This window comes from uncultured Aquimarina sp. (assembly GCF_947492405.1).
Lineage (GTDB): Bacteria > Bacteroidota > Bacteroidia > Flavobacteriales > Flavobacteriaceae > Aquimarina.
The window spans coordinates 1,230,828-1,255,900 of sequence record NZ_CANLMP010000001.1; the positions used below are offsets into that span (position 1 = coordinate 1,230,828).

Sequence of the window (25,073 nt, forward strand, 5' to 3'; positions counted from 1 at the left end):
ATTCAATTTTTTCAGATTTTAGACACTTTAGTTTAACTACACCTAATGATGTATTCTCCTATAAAGAATCTATTTTCCAATCGAATTGTCATCCATGTATTATATTGGATAGGATTAATTGTTTTTTTTGGTATCACCTGGGGAACTTATGATAATGATTATGTACGTTCGTTTACAATTCAAACATTTAGTTTACCGGCAAGAATGATACTCGTATATATATCACTATATATATTATTACCAAAGATTTTTATCAAAAGAAAATTCATCACTTTTATCATTTCATATATTATAGTACTCATAATCATAAGTATTTGTATTCAAAGATCAATTATTTTCTTTTATGTGCAACCTAACTACCTTCCAGGATGGCATAGTGAAGGATATTTTATCATTACAGAATTAGTCAATACTATTTTGGATGTTAATATAGCCGCAATCATTCCATTGGGAATGAGTTTTTTTAAATTTTACTATAATTCACAACAAAAAGCATTAACACTTGAAAAAGAAAAAATAGAAGCCGAACTTATTCAACTACGAAATCAAGTACATCCACACTTTTTATTTAACACACTTAATAGTTTATATGCACTTATTATTAGAAAGTCTGATGCTGCCGAAACCGCAGTATTAAAACTTTCCAGGTTAATGCGATATATGTTATATGAAGCTAATGTTCCTAAAGTTTCATTAACTAAAGAAATTGAATACTTAAAAAACTATGTAGACCTCGAAAAATTACGATTTGATACTACAATTGATGTTAGTTTCAATTCTGAAATAGATAAAGAGTACGAAATATCTCCTTTTTTACTAATTCCATTTGTAGAAAATGCGTTTAAACATGGAGCTTCATCTTCAAAAAAATCTTGGATCGTTATTAATTTATTTGCTAAGCAAGAAGAGTTAGTAATGTTAGTAGAAAACGCTAAATTAATTAATAACAATAAGCAGCAAGAACTAGTTGGTGGTATTGGGTTTAAAAATGTAAAAAAAAGATTAGATCTTTTATACCCCGATAAATATTCATTAAGCATTGAAGATAATGAATTATCATATGAAATTATTTTGAAAGTAAATCTTACTAAAATTGTTCTAAATGAATACTAAAATCAAATGTCTGATTGTAGATGATGAACCATTGGCTAGGGAAATTATCGAAACTTATATTTCGAGAATTGATCATTTAGAGTTAATAGCATCCTGTGCAAATGCGTTAGAAGCGTTTAATATTATTGCTGATAAAAAAATAGATTTAATTTTTCTGGATATTCAAATGCCTGATTTAACCGGAATTGATTTTTTAAAAGATCTAAGCCCTTCTCCAAAAGTTATTTTTACAACAGCTTACAGTGATTATGCTGTGGATGCATTTAATCTCGAAGCCATTGATTATCTATTAAAACCTATCGAATTTTCAAGGTTTTTAAAATCTGTTAATAAAGTACTTAAGCTTTCAAAAGCTACTTCTACTCTACTCGAATCATCAAGTAACACCGAGGAAGAAGCTAACTATCAAGATATTTTTATTTATCTCAAAGTTGAGAAAAAAATGCAAAAAATATTCTTAAAAAATATTCTTTTCATAGAAAGTTTAAAAAACTATATAAAAATAAAAACTTCTGATAGAGAAATAATCGCTTATAAAAGTATCAGTAGTATAGAGAATGTCTTGCCTAGTGCGCGATTTCTAAGAGTACATCGTTCTTTTATTATTGGTATTGATCATATTGATTCTTTTTCTACTACAGAAATTGAATTGAAAGGAATCAAAATACCAGTGGGCAGAAACTATAAAACTTCTGTTAAAGAAAAACTTGGTTATTTTTAAGGTCTTGACATATTAAATTCATCCATTTAGAAACTCATCAGTTTCTAAAGAAAATTCTTCTATTTCTAAAGAAAATTTTTCTGTTGTATTAGAAAAAGAAATTATAAAAATTGCCACAATCATCAGGTATATTTCTGCTACTCTATTCATAATTAAACTTTTAATTTATTGTAATAAAGTTACATCAAAAACTTCTGTATAAACACAACAATATTAGCGGATATCTATTCGATATTAACTCTGCTAAATACTATAATTATTTTATAAGCAAAAAGCAGCATGGTTAGTGCTGCTTTTCGAGTGGTTGAGTTAATAATGAAACAATTAAATACTAACTTTCTTTATAAACGTTCTATCCTTTAAGGAGAAATGTAATTGGTATTCTCCTTTTGGCATTTTTGAAAAATCATATGTCTTCTTTAGAAGCGCTTTTTCATAACCGATAATCTCTTCTAACACTCTCCATTCACTATCGTAAATGATAAGGTCAACTGGCGCTTTTTCTGTATTATTAAACATTACTTTCATAAGATCGTTTTCTACACTTACAAGTGGTTTAAATACAGTTACAGCAGAAGTATTGATTAAAGAAACTCCTTTTTTATTTTTCAATAAAGGTGTAACCTTTACTTCATACAAAGATTCGGTTTCTACAAAATACACACCATCAGGTACATTATTTAAATTAAAATATTTCTGATAGTTTGGCGTAGCTTCTAAAGTAACGTTGAATAAAATTTCACCGTAATAATCTTTAAGGAATAATTTTTCTCCTTTTACAACTTCTGTCAATGATACAGTAACCATGGACGAATTGTTTATCTCTACTGATACTCTTCCGGCTGCATTAGCAATATTGCTTGTGGTGATAACTAATGCTAGCAAACAAAGGTTAATTACTCTTTTCATAACTTAGGTTTTTGTTGTTGTTAATATTTTACGATGCAAATATAGTGCAGTGATTAAATACAGAAATACAACTATATTTGCATATATATGTTCTATTTTAACATGTGAAATTACTTTAAAACCCTATTCAAGTTAATTTAACATATGATTTAAAAAATTTCACATTTTATTAACGTGATAAATACGTTATATTTACAAAATAGTATTAAGGAGAAAATTCCCCGGTATGAAAAAAAGTATTAAACCATCTCTAGAAAAAATAGTTCCTGAATTTGGAAGCTCTTTTTATTATGAAAATTTTTCTAAAGAGAAAATGAATAAAGCCCCTGTTTGGCATTACCATCCAGAAATTGAAATTGTATACGTTAATGGAGGAACAGGAAAACGACAAATAGGTAGCCACATGTCATATTATAGAAATGGAGCACTCATACTTATCGGCTCTAATCTACCGCATTGTGGTTTTACTGATAGCTTAACGCAAAATAAGAGTGAAACCATTATACAAATGTTACCAGATTTTCTGGGCAATTCCTTTTTTAACGTTCCCGAAATGAGTGGAGTTAACCGATTATTGGAACAAGCTAAAAAAGGTATTGTATTTCATGGCGATACCAAACGTAGGATTGGAGCAAGAATTGAAGCGTTAGCCATGTTAGATCCTTTTGACAGATTACTTGGTATTCTTAAAGTTTTTAAAGAAATGCAGCAAACTAAAGATTATTCGATTCTGAATGCAGAGGGTTTTGTTATTGAGACATCATTACAGGACAATAATCGTATTAATCTTATCTTCAATTTTGTTCAGGAAGAATTTACCCGCCAAATCCCTTTAGATGAAATTGCTGATAAAGTAAGTATGAGTGTGCCAGGGTTTTGTAGATACTTCAAAAAAAATACTGGAAAAACTTTTATCCAATTTGTAAATGAATATAGACTGGTACACGCTGCTAAACTATTACATGAAAAACAAACTAGTATTACGGATATTTGTTATGAAAGTGGTTTTAGTAATTTTTCGCATTTTAATAAACTTTTCAAGCAATTCTCAGGAAAAACACCAAGTACTTACAGAAATGAATTAAAATATGTAGTTTCTTAGATAATATCGATTGCTCCTTTTCCTTCTCGTACAAGAACCGGTTCACCGCTAGTAAGATCAATTACAGTAGAAGCCATATTATCTCCATAACCTCCATCGATAACAATATCTACAAGGTTATCCCATTTTTCCAATATTAATTCTGGATCTGTGGTATACTCTATAACCTCATCTTCGTCATAAATCGAAGTAGATACTATAGGGTTTCCTAAATTTTCTACAATAGTCTTACAAATATTATTATCTGGAACACGAATTCCCACCGTTTTTTTCTTCTTAAAAACCGTAGGTAAATTATTACTACCCGGAAGTATAAATGTATACGGACCAGGAAGTGTCCTTTTTAATAATTTGAAAGTACTATTATCTATTTGCTTTACGTAATCAGATAAATTACTTAAATCGCTACAAATAAAAGAGAAATTCGCTTTTGCAAGTTTCACTCCTTTAATATGAGCAACACGTTCCAAAGCTCGATTATTAGTAATATCACATCCCAAACCATATACGGTATCCGTAGGATAAATTACCAATCCACCATTACGCAGGCAATCAACTACCTTTTGTATTTCTCTTGGATTTGGGTTTTCATTATATAATTTTATAAGCTCTGCCATATTAGATTTAAGTAGTATAAAGATACGGTTTTAAACTAAATTTTTGTCTTAAAATACTTGTATTTACTATTTAGTAAAAAAGCTTTAATGTATATTAATAACAAACCATTTGGTTTATTTCATAGATATAAATACTATATTATCTGTGTTTTCGTATTTTTTGTAATCAAATAAATTACTTTCGCATATAAAATACTTTCAAAAGTGACTTTTAAAGATCTAAACTTAAGTACACAACTTCTAAATGCCCTTGATGATTTGGGGTTCGAAGTACCAACTCCAATCCAGGAACAAGCCTTCTCCACTGTAATGTCCGGGAAAGATGTTGTAGGAATTGCACAGACTGGAACTGGTAAAACATATGCATATATGTTGCCGATACTGAGAATGCTGAAATATTCCGTACAACAAAACCCAAGAGTTTTGGTATTAGTTCCCACCAGAGAATTAGTAGTTCAGGTAGTAGATGAAATTGAAAAACTATCTACCTATATCAATGTACGCGTTACCGGTGTATACGGAGGAACTAATATCAACACCCAAAAACAAGCAGTTTCTGAGGGTCTGGATATCGTGGTTGCTACACCTGGTCGTCTCTATGATCTGGCTGTAAGCAGAGCATTACAACTAAAATCAATTCAAAAAATAGTGATTGATGAAGTAGATGTAATGTTAGATCTTGGATTTAGACATCAGTTAATGAATATTTTTGATATACTTCCGCAACAACGGCAGAATATTATGTTCTCTGCTACTATGACCGACGAAGTGGATCAAATGATTACGGAAATTTTTAGAAATCCTAAAAGGATATCGGTAGCAAAAAGCGGTACACCCTTAGAAAATATAAAACAGTTTGGTTATAAAGTACCCAATTTCTATACAAAAGTAAATCTATTAGAGGATTTACTTTCTGATAAAGAAACCTATAACAAAACACTCATATTTGTTGGCTATAAAAAAATCGCGGATCGCCTATTCGAAGCATTAGAAAACAAGTACAAAGAAGAAATCTGCATCATACATTCTAATAAAACACAGAATTACAGATTAAGAAGCATTGAACAGTTTAGAAAAGGAGAAAATAGAATCTTAATAGCTACAGATGTAATGGCCAGAGGCTTAGATATAGAAAATGTGAGCCAGGTAATTAACCTAGACACTCCTGAATATCCTGAGAATTATATGCATCGAATCGGTAGAACCGGAAGAGCAGAAAAAGAAGGAGTTTCTTTTGTTCTAACTACAGAACAGGAACAAGAATATCTGGATGCTATAGAAAGTTTAATGGAAATGGAAATAGAAAAACTACCATTACCAGAAAACATAGAAATATCTGAACAACTCACTCCAGAAGAACAACCAAAAGTTAAAGAAATATACAACCCTCATAAACGTCCTAATGATGATGAGGCCGGTGCTGCGTTTCATGAAAAATCTGTAAAAAACAGCAAAGTTAATTTAGGAGGAAAATATAAACGTGAGATAAAAAAGAAGTATAAAAAGCCAAAGACCAAAGGCGATAAAACCTTTAACCTTAAGCATAAGAAAAAGAAAAAATAATTGATTTGATAAGAAAAATGTATACTGCTAATCATGGAGAACACAAAAAAACCAGCTTTTCTTAAGGGAAGTATCCAGGAATATATATACTTGTCTTATCTATACCTATTAATAGTAGGTACATTAAGTTATTCCATCTACTATTCTTTTTTAGGGATAAATATTATTAAATACTCAACAGTATTAGATATTTTATTAAGTCCTATAGTCATCTTGACAGAAAACATAAAAATTCCATTATTCATGGGTGGTTATTTATTGCTTGTAATCCTATTGATATGGTGGTTACAAAAACGAATAAAAAAGAAACTTAAAAAAGAAATCACCGAAGAAAAAGAGAGTAAATTAAAGAAACAACATGCATCTCTTCAGTACATTAAATTTTTAATACCAATTATGGGAACATTAGGTTTTTATATAGGATATGCTTTGGGAGGAGGCTACAAAACAAATAATAATATTCAAAATGGTGATTTTAAAGTCAATAAGTTAATCGAATTTACGGATGGAAATATGCAAAAAGTAAAGTTACTTGAATTAAATAGTCAATATGCTTTTTATGTACTAGAAAATGAAAGAAAAATATCTATTTCCCCCATTTCAGGAAACATTAAAACGATCCATAGTATAGAGCAATCCAATTAATTCATGGCTTCAATATTCGGACACGCATTAACCGCTTATGCCTTAGGAAAAGGTTTTGCAAAGGAAATGACCAACTGGAAATTCTGGATATTAGGTATTATCTGTTCTGTACTACCAGATGCAGATGTGATTAGTTTTAAATTTGGAATAGCTTATGAAGATTTTTGGGGACATCGTGGGTTTTCGCATTCATTAGTCTTTGCCTTATTACTAGGTATTTTAGTTACATTCCTATTTTATAATAAAAAAATTATAAGCAGAACTGGTCTTGCGCTAATCACATATTTTACAATATGTACTGCATCACATGGAATATTAGACGCTATGACCTCTGGAGGATTAGGGATTGCTTTCTTCTCCCCTTTTGACGACACTAGATATTTCTTTCCTTTGAGACCTATTCAGGTATCTCCAATTGGAGCTAGTAAATTCTTTAGCATTTGGGGCATTAAAGTATTGTTAAGTGAATTAATCTGGATCGGATTTCCAACTGGTATTTATATATTAGCTATGTATTTTTTAAAAAGAAAAAAGTCATCTTAAATACATGATTAAACAGTATCTAAAATCAATTACATATGTATTGCTTGTATTTTTTATTTCCTGCAAGCCAAAAGAAGAAAGTAACCTGATTATTATTTCGGATAACTTAAAACTTACCAAAATAAACGACCATAGTTATGTTCATATTTCTAAAGTATTTTTAGATAATGGGAAACAATATGCTTGTAATGGCCTTATATATATGAATGAGGATGAAGCTTTTGTTTTTGATACTCCGGCTAATGATGTTGCTTCTGAACAATTGATCAACTGGCTACAAAAAGAAAAAAGAATAACCGTAAAAGGAGTTGTCTTTAATCATTTTCATAGAGATTGTAATGAGGGGATGGATATTTTTAAGAAATATGATATTCCTTCTATCGCTGCAAAGACAACCGCTCTTTTGATGCAAGAAAAAGACTTTGAACAACCAGATGAAATTTTCGAAAACCAATTGATAATTAAGGTTGGAAACAAAAAGATAATAAATACATTTTTTGGTGAAGCACACAGTAAAGATAATATTGTGTCTTATTTTCCTGAAGATCAAATTCTTTTTGGGGGATGCATGATTAAGAGTATGAATGCTGCAAAAGGAAATCTAGATGATGCTAATGTATTAGAATGGTCGAATACTGTGCGGAAGATAAAAAAAGCATATCCAGATCTCGAAGTTGTAATTCCAGGACATGGAACTTATGGCGATCAAAGTCTTTTAGACTATACTATTTCTCTTTTCAATACTGAAAATTAAACTATGCGAGAATTTCAAAATACCGATACAACAAAAGATAATAAGAAATCAAAAGTTACCATTTTACAGGCTTTTAAAACGATAATCTGGCCAAGGCGTGGCTTGGTTTTCATAGGACTTGTTTTAATTTTTTTTAACAGAGTTGCTGGTCTAGTTCTGCCATGGAAAAGTAAAACTTTATTAGATGATGTAGTGCCAAGTAAGAATATGGCAGAATTATATGAACTGTTGATTGTTGTTGGTGTCGCTATACTTATTCAGGCTACAACCTCATTTTTATTAACCCGAGTTTTAAGTGTACAGGCACAATTTTTGATTTCAGAATTACGTGCGCAAGTACAGAAAAAAGTACTTTCCTTACCTATCAGTTTTTTTGATAACACTAAATCAGGTGCACTAGTTTCTAGGATTATGAGTGATGTAGAAGGGGTACGTAACTTAATAGGAACCGGATTAGTACAATTAGTGGGTGGCATATTTACCGCGATTGTATCTGTATTTTTACTTATCGAAATTAATGGATGGATGACCTTATTTGTATTAATCCCTATTACCCTATTTGGTATAGTAGCTTTAAAAGCATTTAAATATATCAGACCTATTTTTAGAAAAAGAGGTGTTATTAATGCTGAAGTTAAAGGAAGATTAACCGAAACACTCGCGGGAGTTAGAGTCATAAAAGGTTTTGGAGCAGAGGAACAAGAAAGTAAAGTTTTTGAGGAAGGTGTAGATCGTTTATTTCAAAACGTAAAAAAGAGTTTAACAGCTACTGCTTTAATGACCAGTTCTTCCACATTTTTATTAGCTGGTATAGCTTCTACCGGAATTATGGGAATTGGCGGATATTATATGATGGAAGGAACTATGACGGCTGGTCAATTTTTATCCTTTACCATGTATTTAGCTTTTATGATTGCACCAATTGTACAAATGAGCAATATCGGTAGTCAATTAACAGAAGCATTAGCAGGTCTGGATCGTACAGAAGAATTAATGAATATGGACCCTGAAGAAGATCCTGAGAATCGTACTGTACAATTAGAAAATATTACTGGGGATATCATTTTTGATAATGTTTCATTCTCTTATGAAGAAGGAAAAGAAGTATTACATAATATTAGTTTTAGAGCACCTTCTGGAACAGTAACCGCTTTGGTAGGAAGTTCTGGTTCTGGTAAATCCACGATTGCCGGTTTATCCGCTACATTCTTAAATCCTAAATCAGGGCTTATCACTATTGATAGTCACGACATTTCTAAAGTAAATCTTGGCAGTTACCGACGTAATCTCGGAGTTGTATTACAAGATGAATTTTTGTTTGAAGGCACTATTCGAGCAAATATCTTATTTCCTAGACCCGATGCCTCAGAAGAACAATTACAACAAGCTGTAAAAGCGGCATACGTAAATGAGTTTACGGATCGTTTTGATGATGGACTAGATACTTTGATAGGAGAACGTGGTGTGAAATTATCAGGTGGACAACGACAGCGTATTGCGATTGCCCGTGCCATCCTTGCAGATCCTAAAATTATTATTCTGGATGAAGCAACCTCTAACCTAGATACAGAGAGTGAAGCATTAATTCAGAAAAGTTTGGGAGAATTGATGAAAGGTCGCACAACTTTTGTTATAGCCCATAGATTAAGTACAATCAAAAAAGCAGATCAGATCTTAGTTATTGAATCCGGAAATATAGCCGAAAGAGGAACTCATGAGGAATTGATCGCTGCAGAAGGCAGATACTTTGATTTATATACCTATCAGGCTAGAATTTAGATTAATTCTTAACACAAGATTTAATACTTTTAAGAGTGTAAAAAATTAAATCTATGAAAGAAAATAATATAAGAGGTGGTGAAGCTCCAATAGCTTGCGAATTAGAAGCTGATAAAAACTATGCCTGGTGTACTTGTGGTCATAGCATTGATCAACCTTTCTGTAATGGTACTCACAAAAAAGAAGGAGGAACAAACCCTTTAATTTTTAGTACAGAAGAATCTAAAGAGGCCTATTTATGTACATGTAAACTGACAAGCAATCCTCCATATTGTGATGGTTCTCATAAGAATTAATCGATCTCTTTTTATATTATAATTTAGCAGTAGGAGGCTATTGAATATCTTGGCTTAACAGCATAAGATCTTTATCTAAAAATTCTTTAAAATTGTCAACAGAAGGATGTCCTAAAAAAGGTACGTGAAAGAAAGAAGGAGTATCATTTCTCCATACCATAGCATATGTGATACTGCTACTTCTAATAGCCTTGTAAAGACTTTCTGTCCACCAATCATTTTGATCTACATTTTCTAATCCAGTTTCTGTAAGTGCAAAAAGCATATTCTTACTAGTTGCTATATCTTCTACAATTTGCAAATTTCTTAAGGCACTTTGTAAAAAGTTTCCATTTTTGAAATCATACACATCAACACCTAACATATCTACATAATCATCTCCAGGATAATTGCGCATATATTCTTCTGAATTAGTAACCCAATTTGGAGCATAAATGTAAATCAAGTTATGAACATCCAAATCTTCTGCTAAAATCTTTACGGTATCTTTATATAACTGTTTATATTCTTCTGTAGTTCTAAAACCTTCTCCCCAATAGAAAAAATCACCATTCATTTCATGCCAAGGTCTAAATAATACTGGGATTGGATTTCCTTCAGAATCTTTTAAGTTTTTAAACAGTCTTGAGGCTTTTGTTAAGTTATCTACAAATTTGTCCCTATACATCCCACCTTCTAACATATCAGGTACTACCGTTGTTAATATCCCCGATGAATTATTTGGGTTTACCATATGCCAACTCATGGTAATGATACTACCGTTTTCATGTGCATTGACAACTGCTCTTGTAAATTTTTCTATAAATTCATTGATAACTAAAGAGTTTTGTAAACTTATCAACTCCAGATCAAAACCGGCAATTGCGGGATAATCATTAGCTACTTCTATAAAATCTTGATCAAGTTTATCTGGCATAGGAAAATTATTACCAGTACCAAAGGGTTCTTGTTGACCAAAAGCTATTCCGTCTTGTGTTATTGTAAGTAATCTAGAATATAAATCCTTGGCTTCCTGACACAAATTAGCATCCGCAAAAACACCTGTATTCGTCAATATAGGTGGGTTCCTTTCTGCATTAGGATCAAATAAACTTTGCTCATCAGTAGAACAACTTACTAATACTAAAAAAATAAATACGGAAAGGATTTTCTTCATCACCTTTAGTAGTCGTTTAAATTTATAAACCTTACAGATAACCGCCGTTAAATAGTTGTTCAGTACTAATTAATGAATGACCTTACTTTTTTATGATCCTTTAGCAGTGAAGGAACTATATTAAATGATTTATTCGGTTTAGAGATATGTTTGTATAGATATATAACTGGTATCTGTTAACTATAAATTATTCAGCTTCTTTACTTATCCAAGTAAAGATAATCGATGCTATTCTGGCAAGAATGAATACACAAAAACCAAAAATTGGTGGTAATGCAGAAACTTTTAGACCTCCAGCAAACATGCCTGTAGAGATATCCCCTACTGCCTCAACCTGATCAAACATACCCACAATACCAATAAGCTGCCCCAACATTCCCCACACCAAGGTTAACAGGCCTATGGAATTCAATAATTGTATATTCTTCCCTAATAAAGAAGCATCTTTTTTTAGGACTAGTATACTTCGTACGATTAAAAACAAGACCAATAAAAGCATCATTAAAATTGGAAACATAAAAAACATTCCCCCTTCTTCTAATCTTTGGAAAAACTGTATAAATAGAAAAGGATTTTGTGATTGAATAATAGTTAGTGACATCATAGTGTATATTTTTTTGAATTAAACATACTCAAAACTAGTATCTAAAGTTCTCTGAATATTTATTTTTCGACCATCGACTGAATTGAAGGATTTTTTAACCAAATCCATACCTTTTATGGAAATAATCAAACAATATTGCTAAAAAGAATCCTAATTCCGTTATTCATCCAAAAATAAGGTTTGAAAAACAAAAATTGCTGATATTGTGCCTCAATATGATTTCAAGAGATTTTATACTTAAAAAAATCGCAACCTTATTACTGCATACTATCTTTTGGATAGCGGTGTTATTCGGTTACACTTATTTTTTTGGTTACAATACTGAGAACATCGATTACGTTTTTTCTTTTTCACTCTTTTTAATGCCTGTAACCATCGGTACTACCTATACGGTTACGGATATTTTGATCCCAAAATATTTAATTAAAGAAAAATACCTGCTATTTTCACTCTATTGTGTTTATACCATTATTGTCTCGGCATTCTTTATTGTGATTTCATTTTTTTATGGATTGATTTTTTTATCATCTCTTAAGTATGAAGGAATGGCACCAATGACTAGAAGCCCCTTTTTTCTATTCATAGCCGTTTATTTTGTTGTTTTTATTGCTTGTGCTTTGAGTTTAGCACAACATAATTACAAATCTACTTCTGATAACCAAGAACTTAAAAACAGAATTCTTGAAGCTCAATTAAAACTCAAAGAACAGGAACTGAATTATCTAAAAATGCAGATTCATCCTCATTTCTTATTTAATACCTTAAACACTTTATATGGTTTTGCAATAAAGAAATCTGAAGATACTCCAGAAATGATTTTAAAACTATCTAATCTATTAGATTACCTTTTATATCAATCAGATAAGCCATTAGTATCACTAAAAGAAGAAATAAATCATATTGAAGATTACGTGGCATTAGAAAAAATGCGATTCAGTGATGTTCTTGATATTTCCTTAGATTTTGAAAATATAAAAAATACGACTGAAGTAGCGCCAATGTTATTGATTCCTTTTGTAGAAAATAGTTTCAAACATGGACAAATTATCAATCAAAAATTATCGATACACATGTCTTTAAAATGTATTGATAATGAAATTCATTTTTTTATAAAAAATTCTGTTCACACCTTTTCTAAAAAAGATAAAAACGGAATTGGTTTAAGCAATATCAAAAAACGATTATCACTAGTATACAGAGATAACTACGAACTTAAAATTTCAAAAGATCAGAATTGGTATACGGTGAAATTAATCTTAAAAAATCTAAAAACACCTACTAATGAGTTCTAAGATATCATGTATTATTGTAGATGATGAACCTACAGCAAGAGATATTATTTCAGACCACTTAGCAAAAATAGATCGTATCGAAATTATTGCTATCTGTAATAACGCCTTAGAAGCTTTTAATCAAATAAACTCGCAAAAAGTAGACCTAATTTTTCTGGATATTAACATGCCCGAAATATCTGGAATTTCTTTTGCTAAATCTATTAATAAGGAGATCAAAATTATATTTACGACAGCATACAGAGAATATGCTATTGATGGGTTCGACCTGCATGCGGTAGATTATTTATTAAAACCTATTTCTTTTGAACGCCTTCTGAATGCAGTAAACAATTACTTCGAAATACATCATAAAGTCTTACCTGTAAAAGCTGAAGAAATAAAACCAAGCGATTTTATATTCGTCAGATCAGATCGAAGAATGAAAAAGGTAGATTTTTCTGAAATAATTTATGTAGAAAGTTATAATGATTATCTCAAAATTCATTGTAATAACGAAACTATTGTAACCAGAGAAACCATTAGTAATATCGAAGCTAAATTGCCTGTACAGCAATTTATGAGAACGCATCGTTCTTTTATAATTTCTATTAAAAAAATAGATTCTTTTTCTAATGAGGAATTGGTACTTAATAATAAATCAATTCCTATAAGCAGAAATTACAAGACCGAGGTTTTAAATAGATTGGAAAACATGTAATTCCCAAAAACACTTCAATTAATGAAACGTTTTTTACATTTTTATCCTAATCAAAAACAATAATAAGTTTATAAGGGTTAATTATTTTCCTGTAACATAGCATTAAGACCCTAGTCTTTAGGGAAACTTAAATACATGAAAAAAATAATTTTACTTTTATTAACTGCGGTTGTCTTTTGTTCTTCTTGTAATAATGATGATGATGAAGCTATAATTAAAGAGTATACCTTGCTGGAGACAAATGATTCTGGAATTAGTGGTTCTGTTTTTTTTGTAAAATCTTCGTCTTCATTTCCAGATGATATATTCTCAATTAAAGTGCATCTTACTGGTAATGAGACAGAAACATCTTATACAGCTAATATTTATAATAATTCACTATCAAATGGTGGTGATATCGCATTCCCACTTGACAATTTTTATGAATTAGAAAACTCTAATTTAATAGTAAGTTCAACTTTTTACCACTCATTAAATCAATTAATTATTGAAGATGATATTTTAAATTATCAGCAATTAATTGATTTCGATGGTCATATTAAAATTTTTAATAATGAAGATCCATCTATAGTAGTCGTTGAAGGAAATATTGGAAGTAACGTAAAATAAAGAAGATCATAAAAAAAGCGAGCTTTATGCTCGCTTTTTTTATGAATAATACTGTATCATTAAACATGTAATGCTCTATTATCAGTTGCAGCTAATGCCGCTTCTTTAATAGCCTCGGTAAACGTAGGGTGTGCATGGGACATTCTACTAATATCTTCGGCAGAAGCCCTAAACTCCATCGCTGTAACTGCTTCGGCAATTAAATCGGCGCAACGAGCACCAATCATATGTACTCCTAAAACCTCATCTGTTGTTTCATCCGCTAGAATTTTCACAAAACCATCTAAGTCTGCGCTTGCTCTGGATCTACCCAATGCTCTAAACGGAAACTGACCTGATTTATATTTAACACCAGCTTCTTTTAATTCTTCTTCGGTTTTACCAACAGCTGCAACCTCTGGCCAGGTATATACTACCCCAGGAATTAAATTATAATCAATATGCGGTTTCTGACCAGCTAAAATTTCTGCAACAAATGTTCCTTCTTCTTCAGCTTTATGCGCTAACATTGCTCCTTTTACCACATCGCCAATTGCATAAATATTAGATACAGAAGTTTGTAAATGATCATTTACTTCTATCTGTCCTCTATCAGTAAGCTTCACTCCTGCTGCTTCAGCATTTAAACCATCAGTATATGGACGACGCCCAACAGAAACCAGGCAGTAATCTCCTTTAAACTCTACAGGATTTCCTTTTTTATCATCAGCTGTAACGGTTACTTCTTTAGTAGTAGTTTTTACTCCGGTTACTTTATGAGAAGTATAAAACTTAACACCTTGTTTTTTCATCACCTTTTGTAGCTCTCTGGATAGAGCCTTATCCATTCCTGGAATAATTCTATCCATATACTCTACTACAGAAACCTCAGCTCCTAAGCGACGATATACTTGTCCTAATTCTAATCCGATAACACCTCCGCCAATAATAACCATATGCTTCGGTATTTCTTTTAGCTTTAATGCTTCTGTAGAAGTAATGACTCTTTTCTTATCAAGCTTAATAAAAGGTAGTGTAGACGGTTTAGATCCTGTAGCAATGATAGTATGCTTTGCCTCTATTGTTTCTAAAGTGTTATCTGCTTTTGTTATATTGATGTGTGTTGCATCTTTAAAAGAACCAACACCTTCAAAAACATCTATTTTATTTTTTTTCATTAAAAAAGCAACCCCATCACAAGTCTGATCCACCACTGTCTGTTTACGAGCGATCATTTTTTCTAAATTGATCTTCACATCTCCAGGAATCTCAATTCCGTGATCAGCGAAATGCTTTACAGCATGCTCATAATGGTGTGAAGAATCTAATAATGCTTTACTAGGAATACATCCTACATTAAGACAGGTTCCTCCGAGTGTAGAATATTTTTCGATTATTGCAGTTTTCATACCTAGTTGTGCGCAACGAATAGCTGCAACATATCCACCAGGTCCTGAGCCAATTACGGCTACATCATATGTACTCATAAGAGATTATTATGTTGGCGTATTAAAATATAAACGTTTAAATAGTTCTTATTCTGAAATAAGATTAACAAATGTACAAATGTTTTACTTCTTACAGAAGGGATGATCTTGTCAAATTTTTATTAAAAAAGCAATATTAGTACTGATTAAAAAGTTATACATTTAGTCCGTTAATATACTTTTAAAAAGTATACCCTTATTTTGATGAAGTTATTAATCATGTTTTAATAAATATAGAAACTAAATAATGCGTTATTTATCTACTCTTCTTTTACTTGCCATTATCATTGTATGGAGTTCTTGTCGTAAAGATTTTGAAGCCGATCCTAGCACCGGTAACTTACAATTCTCTTCGGATACTTTATTTCTAGATACCATTTTTACTAATATTGGTTCTAGCACTTATAGTTTTAAAGTTTATAACCGAACAAACAATGATCTTAACATTCCTTCAATAGCTTTAGAAAGAGGAGAAAGTTCTAATTATAGACTTAATGTTGATGGTATTCCTGGTAAATCGTTCGAAAACATTCAGGTACTTGCTAAAGACAGTATTTTTGTTTTTGTAGAGACAACTACTGATATTACCCAACAAACGGGTGATTTAGAATTTTTATATACAGACCGGGTTCTTTTTGACCCTAGTGGAAGTCAGCAAGACGTGGATTTAGTTACCTTAGTTAAGGATGCTGTGTTTTTATTTCCATCTAGAGATGACGAAGGAATGGTAGAAACACTTCTTCTTGGAGTGGATGACAACATGGAAGAAATTCGAGTTGAAGGATTCTTTTTGGAAGACGATGAACTTAATTTCACAAATGAGAAGCCCTATGTTATTTATGGTTTCGCTGCTATACCATCTGATAGAACATTAACAATTGATGCCGGAGCAAGGATACATTTTCATGATGGTTCAGGAATTATTGCAGCTAATAATGCTACGTTATTAGTTAATGGAGAAGTAAGTACTGATCCTGAGGCAATGGAAAATGAGGTGATTTTCGAAAGTGATCGATTAGAACCTGGATTTAGTGATATTCCTGGTCAATGGGGATTGATTTGGCTTACCGCTGGTAGTACGGGTCACGTGATCAATAATGCTACTATAAAAAATGCTACGGTAGGTATATTAATGGACTCTAATGATGGCGGAATAGATCCTACACTTACCATTACCAATTCACAAATTTATAATACTTCTGCTTACGGTATCTTAGCGAGAACTGCTAATATTTTAGGAGAAAACGTAGTGATAAACAACGCTGGAATATCATCTTTGTATGCTTCTTTTGGGGGAACCTACAATTTTAATCATTGCACGTTTGCTAATTACTGGAACTCTAGTTTTAGAGAGACTCCTTCTCTTGCTATCGATAATATTTTTGTTGTTAGAGACGAAGGTGGAAATATTACAGATATTCTTGCTACTGACCTATTAGAAGCTAATTTCACCAACTGTATTATTTATGGTAACGAAAACTTAGAACTAGGAATTAATAGAGCTGAAGGAACTGTTTTTAATTATAACTTCCAGAATAGTTTGATTCGTTTTAATGATTTTAATGGACAGTTTTTGGATAATGAATTATATGATTTTACAAATTCTAGTTTATATGAAAACGTGATTTTTAATGAAAATCCTGATTTTAAAGCTCCTTTTGAAAATATGCTAAATATTGGAGAAGATTCTGCAGCAAACGGGCAAGCTTCTACTCCAACTTCTGGAAATGATATTTTAGGGACTCCTCGTAATACTACCGCACCAGATATTGGAGCGTATGAAAGTGTTACTTTAGAGATGGATGGAAATTAAAAAGTATAAATAATGCTTAACATTACTTCTTGTTTTGTGAACATAAAACTCTCAATCTTTGAGATTATTTATAGAGTCACCAATAAGAAAACCTGATTTCATTTAAAGATGTGATCTTCTAAAATTAGAAAGTCCGTTAAATGAAAAAATATTATTAAGAAAAACACTTTACTTCTTAAATAATTCTATGAAACATAAATAAAAAAACCGCAAAACACTTAAAAAGAGTTTGCGGTTTTATAAGACTCGTCAATTCTATTCTTTACTTCGATAATTTATACGCCACTAATATACCGTCCAACATCTGAGGAATTAATAGTACATTTTTTTCTTCCCCATATCCCATATCAGCGGATCCTGGTTTTAGATCCAAAAGCTCTTTAGTTTCTCCTTTTTTATTAACAGAAACTAAACTACCTGCAATCCAATCAGAAACTAAAAAGGTATCATCAAATACTTCTAGTCCATCATAGTTTCCTTGAGGTTTGGTTATTGCAATAATTTTTTTGGTTTCAAGATTTACAGAAAGTAATTTACCCGGAACTTCGGTTTCAAAAGTTTGTGGATTCGTAACAACTCCCCAACTAGCAACGTATAATAGTCCATTATTTAACTTTAACCCGTTAGGATAATCAAGAAGTTCGTCTTTTAGCCAAGTTTCAATCTTATCATTTTTAATTCTAAAAATGGCATTACCACCAAATGTATCTGTGATATATACCGTTCCATCTTTATCAATTTCAATATCATTTAAGAACGTAGCTCCATTAGCTTTATATAGCTTTATTATTTTACCTGTCTTGGTATCAATTGATACTACCTTATCGATATCGGCTACATAAAGGATTCCCTTATATAAACCTAATCCTTTTGGGGCATTTAATCCAGTGACCCATTTTTTGGTTTTAATATTTCCTTTCGTATCTATAATAGTAATATATCCCAATTCATTTTTTTCAGTAGGTTGTCCTGCTACGTTAGATACATAATAAACATTTTGTTGCTTATCATACACTATGGATTCTGGGGATTCTAAACCAGTAACTTCCCATAATTTTTCAATTTGTTGTGCTGTATTAATCCCAAAGGAAAGCACAAATACAATACTTGCTATTTTTTGTTTCATTAGTACTTATTATTAATAATCTTATTATTTAATCACAAAATTATTTAATGTAAGCTTCACAAAAAATGATCTATGATAAGAAAGCTACTCTTCATTTTTTATTAAAAATTAATCTTTAATCTTTATTTATAATTTTCTTCTAGTATCCTGTTTTGTTATGTAGTTTTTAGAAATAATATAAACGCTATTAGAATATCACTTTTGTATTTGGTAATTGTGACTTAATTCGCTTTTTTTCCTGTTCAGAGAAATTATTCTTGCTTAATTCTAATATCTTAAGAGATGTAAAACCTTTTAGATTTTTGGGTAGTTTTTGTAAATCATTATCTCTTAGTAATAACACCTTTATGTTTGACGAAGACTGTAATTCTAAAATTAATTCAGTAATTAAAAGATTTGGGGTATTATCTAACATAAGACCTTCTAGATTTTCTAATGATTTTAGGTTTTTCGGAATTATCCTAAAATCGTTATCAGATAATGCCAAAATCTTAAGTGATTTAATTTTAGCTAAAACATTAAATGCCTGTTCTAAGTTCAGCTTAGGGTTATTTTTAAGATGTAACTCCTGAAGCTTTTTTAATTTAGATAATGAATCTGGGATTTCTTTCAAATTATTACCGCTTAGATATAAAAAATCTAAATTTCTAATTTCTGACAAAACACTACTAGCCTGAAAAAAATTGAGTTCTGGATTCTCTGCCAAATCTAGTTCTCTTAAATTTAGCAACTCCATTAATACCTCTGGTAAAGCTTTAAATTTATTTCCTCTGAGGTTAAGAACTGATAGTTTATCTAATTGATCAAATTCTTTTGGCAAAGAAATAAGATCATTTCCTGCTAAATTAAGTAGTGTAAGCTTTGATAACTTAGTAGTTTCATCAGGGATATTTTTTAAGTTACAATCTGTTAAGTAAAGTGAAGCTATATTCGGTAGTTTTTCTATTGCAAGAAGAAAACTTTCAAATTCTTCGCAATGAAGGTCAAACCATGTTACTTTATCAGGAAGCTTCATTGCTTCTGAAAGAGAAGAATATCTTTCATTTTGGGTATACCCTAAAAGTTGAAGCATTGAAAACAAAACAATTGGTAAAATTCTTCTCATCTTTTGTCCATTTATGAATCATTATTGACACGAACAATACTGTTTATTTTATGTTTTTTGGATATTAATAGATATTCTGGATTCTTATTTATTAAAAATTCTTTATTTTGATTACAACAGGCTAAAATATAATGCCATATTTTATTTTTCTACTAGATTATATAGGTTATAATTAATAAATAGATATTATTTCATCTTACCTGTTATTAAAAATTGCTCTAATGCCTTATATGCAAGTTGATCTCCTGTATTTCCATTTGTAAAAATCACAAATCCCATTTTCAAATCGTCATAGAGTTTAAACTCACATTTAAAATCACCATTATTCCCTCCGTGCCCAAAAGCAAATCCATCTGGCGTATATTCTAATTGTATACCTAAACCAAAATAACTTTCCCAACCATCAAAGTTTATGTCTTCATATTTATTAGTAACAGTATGTTTATAAAACAGGTCATTATAGGTTTTAGTGTTTAATCCTCTTCTTTCGAGTAAGGCTATTACAAATTTCGCAAAAGACTTTGCTTCCGTATGCATGCTCCAAGCCATACCGGCTTCATTTGGTAATGAAATCTTATGAGGATAATTATCATCATGCCCATGAGCAACTAGTTCAAATAAATCATCCTCTTTTTCGAAATAAAAATTTTCTAACTCTAATGGTTTTAAAACCTCTTCGTCTAACACTTCTAAAATATCTTTTTTCGTTATATGGACGATAACTCTCTTTAGGTATTCAAAACCTTCTCCAGAATATCCAAATTGAGTTCCCGGTTTAAAATCAATAGTCATCCTCTCAGAACGCCAATTAGGAAAACCTGTTTTATGACTTAGAACATGTCGAGCAGTTATCATTTTATAACGTTCATCATAAGCGATTTCTTCAAATGGTAAATATTGATGCAGTGGTTTATCAAGATCTATAACTCCCTTTTCCGCAAGTTTACAAACGGCAAAAGCAAAAACAGGTTTAGTAATTGAGGCTGCTTCAAAGATTGTTTCTGAACTTACTTTTTTACCAGAATAGGTGTTTTCAACACCATAACTATTATGGTAACTAATTTTTCCATTTTCTATGATGGCCAATGAAACTCCTGGTATTTCAAAGAAATCCATATATTTTTTGATAAATTGATCAATCCTATCATATTTATTTAATGGATTTTCTTTTAGAATTCCTTTTTCTGGCAAAAGTTCCAAGGGATCTATTACCTCTATTTCCAAATCGGGAGCTGAAACAATTTCATTAGGAACTACTTCGACTTTAATACCTTTTTTATTGATTTTATACTGTAAACTTCCTCCATTATAAATACCCCATTCAGGAAGAATTTCATATTCCCCTTCTGGCAGTTTAGCAGTGTATTGCCCCATAGTATCTACAGATTCCCTTATCCATAAAAACGGATCAATCTTAGAAACAATTCTGATTTTATTGATAGGATATCCCAAAGAATCCTTTTTCCAGGTAAGACGTCCATTGATTATTCCCGTTTCGCTGTTTTTATTTATTAAAAGCACATGTCCTAACTTAAAAGGAACATTTGTTTTACCATCTGTATTTCGCCAAGAAACTCTGGTCAATTCCTCACTTTTCTCTAAAGTATCATTATCATAAATCATAAAATCCAAGCCTATCATCTTGCCTGCCGAAATAGGATCATCAAAAATCAACTGTATTTCATAAAAAGTCTGATTTCCTTTCCTCTCGATAGCTATATTAAGGTTTTCCCAACTTGTATTTTTTATTATTGAATCCCAGCTTGTACTCGCATCATCTATTTCTTTATATAATTCATTAAAACTAAAAACGTTAACGCCGGAACCTTTTGGGTGATGTTGTTTATCCAAATAAAGTAAACACTGATCTTGATCATCGGATAGACTACCTTTGTTTTTATCGATTATATGTACATCATCTGTGACGATTACCATCAGATATATGGATTTTTTCTCTTTCTCGTATCCAACTTGAAATTCCGCATGTAAATCCTGAGTATCTTCACTATTATTTTCTAATATACTTGAAATTGGATATCGAGGAGTTTTTTTTGGCCAATCATTTATATTGCCATCAATTTGAATATCAGTTATAGGATATGCAAAAGCTATTTTTGCAGATTCTGGATTCTTATCTATTAAAGTAAACTCTTTATTTTGATTACAACCAATTGAAATGATTATGAGCAATAACGCAAAAATCTTAATCTTCATTGAACAGCTTTTTTATTTAAGTAATAGTTATCTTATATGAAGATACTTTATCCATTTTACATATATCCCACCCGAAACGGGTAGTATCATTATTTTTTTCAGATTGTACATTCCTTTTCTTTCTAATTGATCAATTTATATTTATCTTGAAATTACTTTAATTTTCAGTTAATATGAATCAATACCTTTTTCAATCCGAGAGACTAGGTTTCCGTAACTGGACACTTGATGATTTAGATGCTTTAGCTGAAATGAATAATGATGATGATGTTATGGAGTTCTTTCCATTTAAACCTTCTAAAGAGCAAACCAAAGACTTTATTCATCGTATGCAAAAAATGTACGAGAAAACTGGTTTCTGTTACTTTGCTGTAGATATTGCAGCAAACAAAGAATTTATAGGATTCATTGGGCTCTCTGAACAAAGTTATATAGAAAACAAACCTACATTTGTGGATATTGGTTGGCGTTTAAAAAAAAGCGTCTGGAACAAAGGGTATGCCACTGAAGGTGCAAAAGCCTGTTTAGATTTTGGGTTTCATCAAATTGGTTTAACCGACATTTATTCCGTTGCTTCGGAAATCAATATCAAATCCGAAGCAATCATGAAAAAGATCGGGATGCAAAGAATCAAAACTTTTAAGCACCCAAAACTATTGGAGGACAAAAGATTAGTAAATTGTGTGTTTTATCATATTTCAAATAACCGAAAGCAGACAACAACCTGAAATACTTTAGATTAAAAAACATCCTAAAAACTCCTTCTATATAATTATTGCAGCATGCTTTTTTCCAGTGGTAATTTTCGTATTCTTTTTTTAGTAGCGGCGTAAATAGCGTTGCAAACAGCGGGGTATGTTACAGGAGGTGCTATTTCACCTACTCCCCAAGGTCGATTCTCATCACTTTCACACAAATGCACCTCTATTTCCGGAATCTCATGAATTCTAAGCACTTTATTATCATGAAAATTACTCCGTAATACTTCTCCATTTTTATATTCCGTACCTCCATAGAACATAGCGGATAATGCCCATATGACTCCTCCTTCCATTTGTTTTTTGACAAAATCCGGATTGATAATCAAACCACACTCAATGGCAATGGTTATTTTATCTATAACAATCTTCTTATCCGAAACCGATACTTCGGCAATACAAGCTCCATAACCATTACCATGCATATACGGATACACTGCAATACCTTGTCCAGAATTCTCTTTCATCTTTTTCCCCCAATTTCCCTTCTCTGACACTAGTTTTAGTACATTCCGTAAACGTTTAATATTACAGGTATAGGTATGATTAAAATCTACCATTATATCCTTTTCTAGAAGTTTTAGTCTAAAGTCTAAAGGGTCTTGGTTCAATTTTTCTGCCAGTTCATCTATAAAACATTCGGTAGAGAACCCTTCTGCATTAGCCATTACAGAGCGCCAGGCACTTGCTTGAGTAAAACCATTGATTCTTACTTCTTCTACATATTTATGGGAAATATCATAATATAACCATCCTAAAACAGCTCCCCAATTATCAATAGCTGCTTTTAGGGACCAGCTAATTGGTTTGTCATTTCTTATCAGAACCGTATGTTTATTAAATTCATACGAGTTAAGATAGTCACATTTAATATCATCTTCTCTGGTATAGCACATTTTAATAAGATCGCCACCAGAAGCTTTTGAAACTAATACAGCTTCTAGTGCATAGGAGGCCCAATACCGAAGTCCAAATCCACCACCAGATGGATAACAATTTATTTTTATATTTTCTTTAGGAATTCCCATATGTTCCTCAATCTTAGCCATCACATAGGTAGCAGATTGTGTTCCAGTCCATATTTCGCAACTATTGTTTGTATATATTGCTGTGGCGTTTAAAGGTTCCATGCAAGCATGATGTTGATACGGGAACTCATACGTTTGTGAAAAAGTAGAATCTGTCTTTTGCATCTTGGGGGTTTCGCCTACATTCAGAGCTTCTCGTCCATCTTCATGCGCTAACTTATGAAATGCACTAGCAACAAAGTCTTCATGTTTAATTTTTTCTTTCTCACCATAATTCCATTCAATAATCAGTGCTCTTTTCCCTTGAAATGCTGCCCAGGTAGAATTAGCGATCACAGCCAAACCGGATCGGATATGCGTATTACCATCGAGCACTTTTCCTTTAATCTCAACTACTTTTTCTACTCCAGAAATAGCTAATGCTTCGGTAGCATCGTAACGTACTAATGTTCCTTTAAAAACCGGACATCGTTCTATAGCTGCATATTTCATATCAGGAAGTCGAACATCTATTCCATATGGATGACGTCCGGTAATGATATCAGGAATAATCTTATTAGGGAATGATTTTCCTATAAGTTTGTATGCGTCCTTCTTTTTAAATTGGGGCTCTTCTAATGTTTCTGAAAGCGTAATTTTATCAACTAGTTCTCCATATTCTATTTTCTTCCGACTATTTTTAAGGTAAATAAAACTATTTTCTGCCTGGCAATCCATTTTATCAACTCCCCAATGTTGAGCTGCTGCTGCCAACAATAAGTTTCTTATGAAAGCTCCAGCTTTTCTAAGTTCATCCCATTGATCTAATGTACTTGTGCTGCCTCCTGTACTGTTGGAAATTCCGGCGATAGGATCTGCATAAACTATCCTTACTTTTTTCCAATTGGCATCCAATTCTTCAGCTAAAATGGCAGTAAGACCAGAGCTAACACCTTGCCCCATTTCATGTTTACACAAATTAATAAATACAGTTCCATCTTTTTGAAGACATACAAAATCTCCTATAGAAATTCCTTTTTTCGAATTTAAACTGTTTAAAATTCCTCCAGTAAGTCTGTCTTTATCTTTACAAGCATTAAATACTCCTAACCCTACGATCAAACCGCCACCTACAATACTACTGGATTTTATAAAACTTCTCCTTGTTATCATATTACGGA

General features: G+C 31.5%; 24 protein-coding genes. 14 read left to right on the forward strand and 10 right to left on the reverse strand.

Annotated elements, in window-relative coordinates:
• Positions 1 to 45 precede the first annotated feature (45 nt).
• Both Q0829_RS05410 and Q0829_RS05415 read left to right on the forward strand, forming a co-directional pair.
• Positions 46 to 1,113 (forward strand): histidine kinase, encoded by a 1,068-nt coding sequence (locus Q0829_RS05410; protein ID WP_298540791.1) that lies wholly within the window; start codon positions 46 to 48, stop codon positions 1,111 to 1,113.
• Positions 1,103 to 1,834, forward strand: a complete 732-nt coding sequence (locus Q0829_RS05415; protein WP_298540793.1) for a LytTR family DNA-binding domain-containing protein — start codon at positions 1,103 to 1,105, stop codon at positions 1,832 to 1,834. Before Q0829_RS05410 ends, Q0829_RS05415 begins: the two co-directional genes overlap by 11 nt.
• A gap of 18 nt (positions 1,835 to 1,852) precedes the next feature.
• Here Q0829_RS05415 and Q0829_RS05420 read toward each other — a convergent pair whose 3' ends face one another.
• Positions 1,853 to 1,984, reverse strand: coding sequence for a hypothetical protein (locus tag Q0829_RS05420; protein ID WP_298540794.1), 132 nt, complete (start codon positions 1,982 to 1,984; stop codon positions 1,853 to 1,855).
• 174 nt (positions 1,985 to 2,158) lie between these two features.
• Positions 2,159 to 2,743 carry a hypothetical protein gene (locus Q0829_RS05425; protein WP_298540796.1) on the reverse strand — a complete coding sequence of 195 codons (585 nt, stop codon included), beginning with the start codon at positions 2,741 to 2,743 and terminating at the stop codon, positions 2,159 to 2,161.
• 226 nt (positions 2,744 to 2,969) lie between these two features.
• Between Q0829_RS05425 and Q0829_RS05430 the strand changes: the two genes are divergently transcribed.
• Positions 2,970 to 3,845 carry an AraC family transcriptional regulator gene (locus tag Q0829_RS05430; protein WP_298540798.1) on the forward strand — a complete coding sequence of 292 codons (876 nt, stop codon included), beginning with the start codon at positions 2,970 to 2,972 and terminating at the stop codon, positions 3,843 to 3,845.
• Here the strand turns inward: Q0829_RS05430 and Q0829_RS05435 are convergent.
• Positions 3,842 to 4,462 (reverse strand): L-threonylcarbamoyladenylate synthase, encoded by a 621-nt coding sequence (locus Q0829_RS05435; RefSeq protein ID WP_298540800.1) that lies wholly within the window; start codon positions 4,460 to 4,462, stop codon positions 3,842 to 3,844. The genes Q0829_RS05430 and Q0829_RS05435 overlap by 4 nt on opposite strands.
• A gap of 204 nt (positions 4,463 to 4,666) precedes the next feature.
• On the opposite strand from Q0829_RS05435, the gene Q0829_RS05440 reads away from it, so the two are divergent.
• The 6 genes from Q0829_RS05440 to Q0829_RS05465 are packed head-to-tail and all read left to right on the forward strand — an operon-like array spanning position 4,667 to position 10,042.
• The gene (locus Q0829_RS05440) at positions 4,667 to 6,025 is read left to right on the forward strand and encodes a DEAD/DEAH box helicase (protein WP_298540803.1); all 1,359 of its coding nucleotides are present in this window, start codon (positions 4,667 to 4,669) and stop codon (positions 6,023 to 6,025) included.
• 33 nt (positions 6,026 to 6,058) lie between these two features.
• On the forward strand, positions 6,059 to 6,670 hold the full coding sequence (locus Q0829_RS05445; protein WP_298540806.1) for a hypothetical protein: 612 nt from the start codon (positions 6,059 to 6,061) through the stop codon (positions 6,668 to 6,670).
• 3 nt (positions 6,671 to 6,673) lie between these two features.
• Positions 6,674 to 7,213, forward strand: coding sequence for a metal-dependent hydrolase (locus Q0829_RS05450; protein WP_298540808.1), 540 nt, complete (start codon positions 6,674 to 6,676; stop codon positions 7,211 to 7,213).
• Positions 7,214 to 7,217: 4 nt separating this feature from the next.
• A complete protein-coding gene (gene bla / locus Q0829_RS05455) occupies positions 7,218 to 7,967 on the forward strand; it encodes a subclass B1 metallo-beta-lactamase (protein WP_298540810.1) in 750 nt (249 codons plus the stop codon).
• 3 nt (positions 7,968 to 7,970) lie between these two features.
• Positions 7,971 to 9,746 (forward strand): ABC transporter ATP-binding protein, encoded by a 1,776-nt coding sequence (locus tag Q0829_RS05460; RefSeq protein WP_298540812.1) that lies wholly within the window; start codon positions 7,971 to 7,973, stop codon positions 9,744 to 9,746.
• A 53-nt stretch (positions 9,747 to 9,799) separates the two neighbouring features.
• Positions 9,800 to 10,042, forward strand: coding sequence for a CDGSH iron-sulfur domain-containing protein (locus Q0829_RS05465; protein WP_298540815.1), 243 nt, complete (start codon positions 9,800 to 9,802; stop codon positions 10,040 to 10,042).
• 37 nt (positions 10,043 to 10,079) lie between these two features.
• On the opposite strand, the gene Q0829_RS05470 is transcribed toward Q0829_RS05465, so the two are convergent.
• Positions 10,080 to 11,198 carry a glycosyl hydrolase gene (locus Q0829_RS05470; protein ID WP_298540818.1) on the reverse strand — a complete coding sequence of 373 codons (1,119 nt, stop codon included), beginning with the start codon at positions 11,196 to 11,198 and terminating at the stop codon, positions 10,080 to 10,082.
• A gap of 187 nt (positions 11,199 to 11,385) precedes the next feature.
• A complete protein-coding gene (locus Q0829_RS05475; protein ID WP_298540820.1) occupies positions 11,386 to 11,802 on the reverse strand; it encodes a MotA/TolQ/ExbB proton channel family protein in 417 nt (138 codons plus the stop codon).
• Positions 11,803 to 12,164: 362 nt separating this feature from the next.
• On the opposite strand from Q0829_RS05475, the gene Q0829_RS05480 reads away from it, so the two are divergent.
• The 3 genes from Q0829_RS05480 to Q0829_RS05490 all read left to right on the forward strand — a co-directional run bounded on the left by Q0829_RS05480 (position 12,165) and on the right by Q0829_RS05490 (position 14,403).
• On the forward strand, positions 12,165 to 13,094 hold the full coding sequence (locus tag Q0829_RS05480; protein ID WP_298540822.1) for a histidine kinase: 930 nt from the start codon (positions 12,165 to 12,167) through the stop codon (positions 13,092 to 13,094).
• The gene (locus Q0829_RS05485; RefSeq protein ID WP_298540824.1) at positions 13,084 to 13,794 is read left to right on the forward strand and encodes a LytTR family DNA-binding domain-containing protein; all 711 of its coding nucleotides are present in this window, start codon (positions 13,084 to 13,086) and stop codon (positions 13,792 to 13,794) included. The genes Q0829_RS05480 and Q0829_RS05485 overlap by 11 nt, the downstream gene beginning before the upstream one ends.
• A 135-nt stretch (positions 13,795 to 13,929) precedes the next feature.
• Positions 13,930 to 14,403 (forward strand): hypothetical protein, encoded by a 474-nt coding sequence (locus tag Q0829_RS05490; protein WP_298540827.1) that lies wholly within the window; start codon positions 13,930 to 13,932, stop codon positions 14,401 to 14,403.
• A gap of 59 nt (positions 14,404 to 14,462) precedes the next feature.
• On the opposite strand, the gene lpdA is transcribed toward Q0829_RS05490, so the two are convergent.
• Positions 14,463 to 15,869, reverse strand: coding sequence for a dihydrolipoyl dehydrogenase (gene lpdA, locus Q0829_RS05495; protein WP_298540830.1), 1,407 nt, complete (start codon positions 15,867 to 15,869; stop codon positions 14,463 to 14,465).
• 247 nt (positions 15,870 to 16,116) lie between these two features.
• Here lpdA and Q0829_RS05500 point away from each other — a divergent pair, with 247 nt between their 5' ends.
• Positions 16,117 to 17,682 carry a hypothetical protein gene (locus tag Q0829_RS05500; RefSeq protein WP_298540832.1) on the forward strand — a complete coding sequence of 522 codons (1,566 nt, stop codon included), beginning with the start codon at positions 16,117 to 16,119 and terminating at the stop codon, positions 17,680 to 17,682.
• A 262-nt stretch (positions 17,683 to 17,944) separates the two neighbouring features.
• On the opposite strand, the gene Q0829_RS05505 is transcribed toward Q0829_RS05500, so the two are convergent.
• The 3 genes from Q0829_RS05505 to Q0829_RS05515 all read right to left on the reverse strand — a co-directional run bounded on the left by Q0829_RS05505 (position 17,945) and on the right by Q0829_RS05515 (position 22,127).
• The gene (locus Q0829_RS05505; RefSeq protein ID WP_298540834.1) at positions 17,945 to 18,808 is read right to left on the reverse strand and encodes a hypothetical protein; all 864 of its coding nucleotides are present in this window, start codon (positions 18,806 to 18,808) and stop codon (positions 17,945 to 17,947) included.
• A gap of 187 nt (positions 18,809 to 18,995) precedes the next feature.
• Entirely contained in the window at positions 18,996 to 19,913 is a 918-nt protein-coding gene (locus tag Q0829_RS05510; protein WP_298540837.1) for a leucine-rich repeat domain-containing protein, read from the reverse strand.
• Between the two features lie 186 nt (positions 19,914 to 20,099).
• Positions 20,100 to 22,127 carry a serine hydrolase gene (locus tag Q0829_RS05515; protein ID WP_298540838.1) on the reverse strand — a complete coding sequence of 676 codons (2,028 nt, stop codon included), beginning with the start codon at positions 22,125 to 22,127 and terminating at the stop codon, positions 20,100 to 20,102.
• 173 nt (positions 22,128 to 22,300) lie between these two features.
• Between Q0829_RS05515 and Q0829_RS05520 the strand changes: the two genes are divergently transcribed.
• Positions 22,301 to 22,855, forward strand: coding sequence for a GNAT family N-acetyltransferase (locus Q0829_RS05520; RefSeq protein ID WP_298540840.1), 555 nt, complete (start codon positions 22,301 to 22,303; stop codon positions 22,853 to 22,855).
• Positions 22,856 to 22,899: 44 nt separating this feature from the next.
• Here Q0829_RS05520 and Q0829_RS05525 read toward each other — a convergent pair whose 3' ends face one another.
• The gene (locus Q0829_RS05525) at positions 22,900 to 25,065 is read right to left on the reverse strand and encodes a molybdopterin cofactor-binding domain-containing protein (RefSeq protein WP_298540842.1); all 2,166 of its coding nucleotides are present in this window, start codon (positions 25,063 to 25,065) and stop codon (positions 22,900 to 22,902) included.
• Positions 25,066 to 25,073 lie beyond the last annotated feature (8 nt).

Excerpts from the sequence above, each read along its gene's own strand:
- Q0829_RS05410 (WP_298540791.1), top strand. The coding sequence starts at position 46 with ATGATGTATTCTCCTATAAAGAATCTATTTTCCAATCGAATTGTCATC.
- Q0829_RS05415 (WP_298540793.1), top strand. The coding sequence starts at position 1,103 with ATGAATACTAAAATCAAATGTCTGATTGTAGATGATGAACCATTGGCT.
- Q0829_RS05420 (WP_298540794.1), bottom strand. The coding sequence starts at position 1,984 with ATGAATAGAGTAGCAGAAATATACCTGATGATTGTGGCAATTTTTATA.
- Q0829_RS05425 (WP_298540796.1), bottom strand. The coding sequence starts at position 2,743 with ATGAAAAGAGTAATTAACCTTTGTTTGCTAGCATTAGTTATCACCACA.
- Q0829_RS05430 (WP_298540798.1), top strand. The coding sequence starts at position 2,970 with ATGAAAAAAAGTATTAAACCATCTCTAGAAAAAATAGTTCCTGAATTT.
- Q0829_RS05435 (WP_298540800.1), bottom strand. The coding sequence starts at position 4,462 with ATGGCAGAGCTTATAAAATTATATAATGAAAACCCAAATCCAAGAGAA.
- Q0829_RS05445 (WP_298540806.1), top strand. The coding sequence starts at position 6,059 with ATGGAGAACACAAAAAAACCAGCTTTTCTTAAGGGAAGTATCCAGGAA.
- Q0829_RS05450 (WP_298540808.1), top strand. The coding sequence starts at position 6,674 with ATGGCTTCAATATTCGGACACGCATTAACCGCTTATGCCTTAGGAAAA.
- bla (WP_298540810.1), top strand. The coding sequence starts at position 7,218 with ATGATTAAACAGTATCTAAAATCAATTACATATGTATTGCTTGTATTT.
- Q0829_RS05460 (WP_298540812.1), top strand. The coding sequence starts at position 7,971 with ATGCGAGAATTTCAAAATACCGATACAACAAAAGATAATAAGAAATCA.
- Q0829_RS05465 (WP_298540815.1), top strand. The coding sequence starts at position 9,800 with ATGAAAGAAAATAATATAAGAGGTGGTGAAGCTCCAATAGCTTGCGAA.
- Q0829_RS05470 (WP_298540818.1), bottom strand. The coding sequence starts at position 11,198 with ATGAAGAAAATCCTTTCCGTATTTATTTTTTTAGTATTAGTAAGTTGT.
- Q0829_RS05475 (WP_298540820.1), bottom strand. The coding sequence starts at position 11,802 with ATGATGTCACTAACTATTATTCAATCACAAAATCCTTTTCTATTTATA.
- Q0829_RS05480 (WP_298540822.1), top strand. The coding sequence starts at position 12,165 with ATGCCTGTAACCATCGGTACTACCTATACGGTTACGGATATTTTGATC.
- Q0829_RS05485 (WP_298540824.1), top strand. The coding sequence starts at position 13,084 with ATGAGTTCTAAGATATCATGTATTATTGTAGATGATGAACCTACAGCA.
- Q0829_RS05490 (WP_298540827.1), top strand. The coding sequence starts at position 13,930 with ATGAAAAAAATAATTTTACTTTTATTAACTGCGGTTGTCTTTTGTTCT.
- lpdA (WP_298540830.1), bottom strand. The coding sequence starts at position 15,869 with ATGAGTACATATGATGTAGCCGTAATTGGCTCAGGACCTGGTGGATAT.
- Q0829_RS05500 (WP_298540832.1), top strand. The coding sequence starts at position 16,117 with ATGCGTTATTTATCTACTCTTCTTTTACTTGCCATTATCATTGTATGG.
- Q0829_RS05505 (WP_298540834.1), bottom strand. The coding sequence starts at position 18,808 with ATGAAACAAAAAATAGCAAGTATTGTATTTGTGCTTTCCTTTGGGATT.
- Q0829_RS05510 (WP_298540837.1), bottom strand. The coding sequence starts at position 19,913 with ATGAGAAGAATTTTACCAATTGTTTTGTTTTCAATGCTTCAACTTTTA.
- Q0829_RS05515 (WP_298540838.1), bottom strand. The coding sequence starts at position 22,127 with ATGAAGATTAAGATTTTTGCGTTATTGCTCATAATCATTTCAATTGGT.
- Q0829_RS05520 (WP_298540840.1), top strand. The coding sequence starts at position 22,301 with ATGAATCAATACCTTTTTCAATCCGAGAGACTAGGTTTCCGTAACTGG.
- Q0829_RS05525 (WP_298540842.1), bottom strand. The coding sequence starts at position 25,065 with ATGATAACAAGGAGAAGTTTTATAAAATCCAGTAGTATTGTAGGTGGC.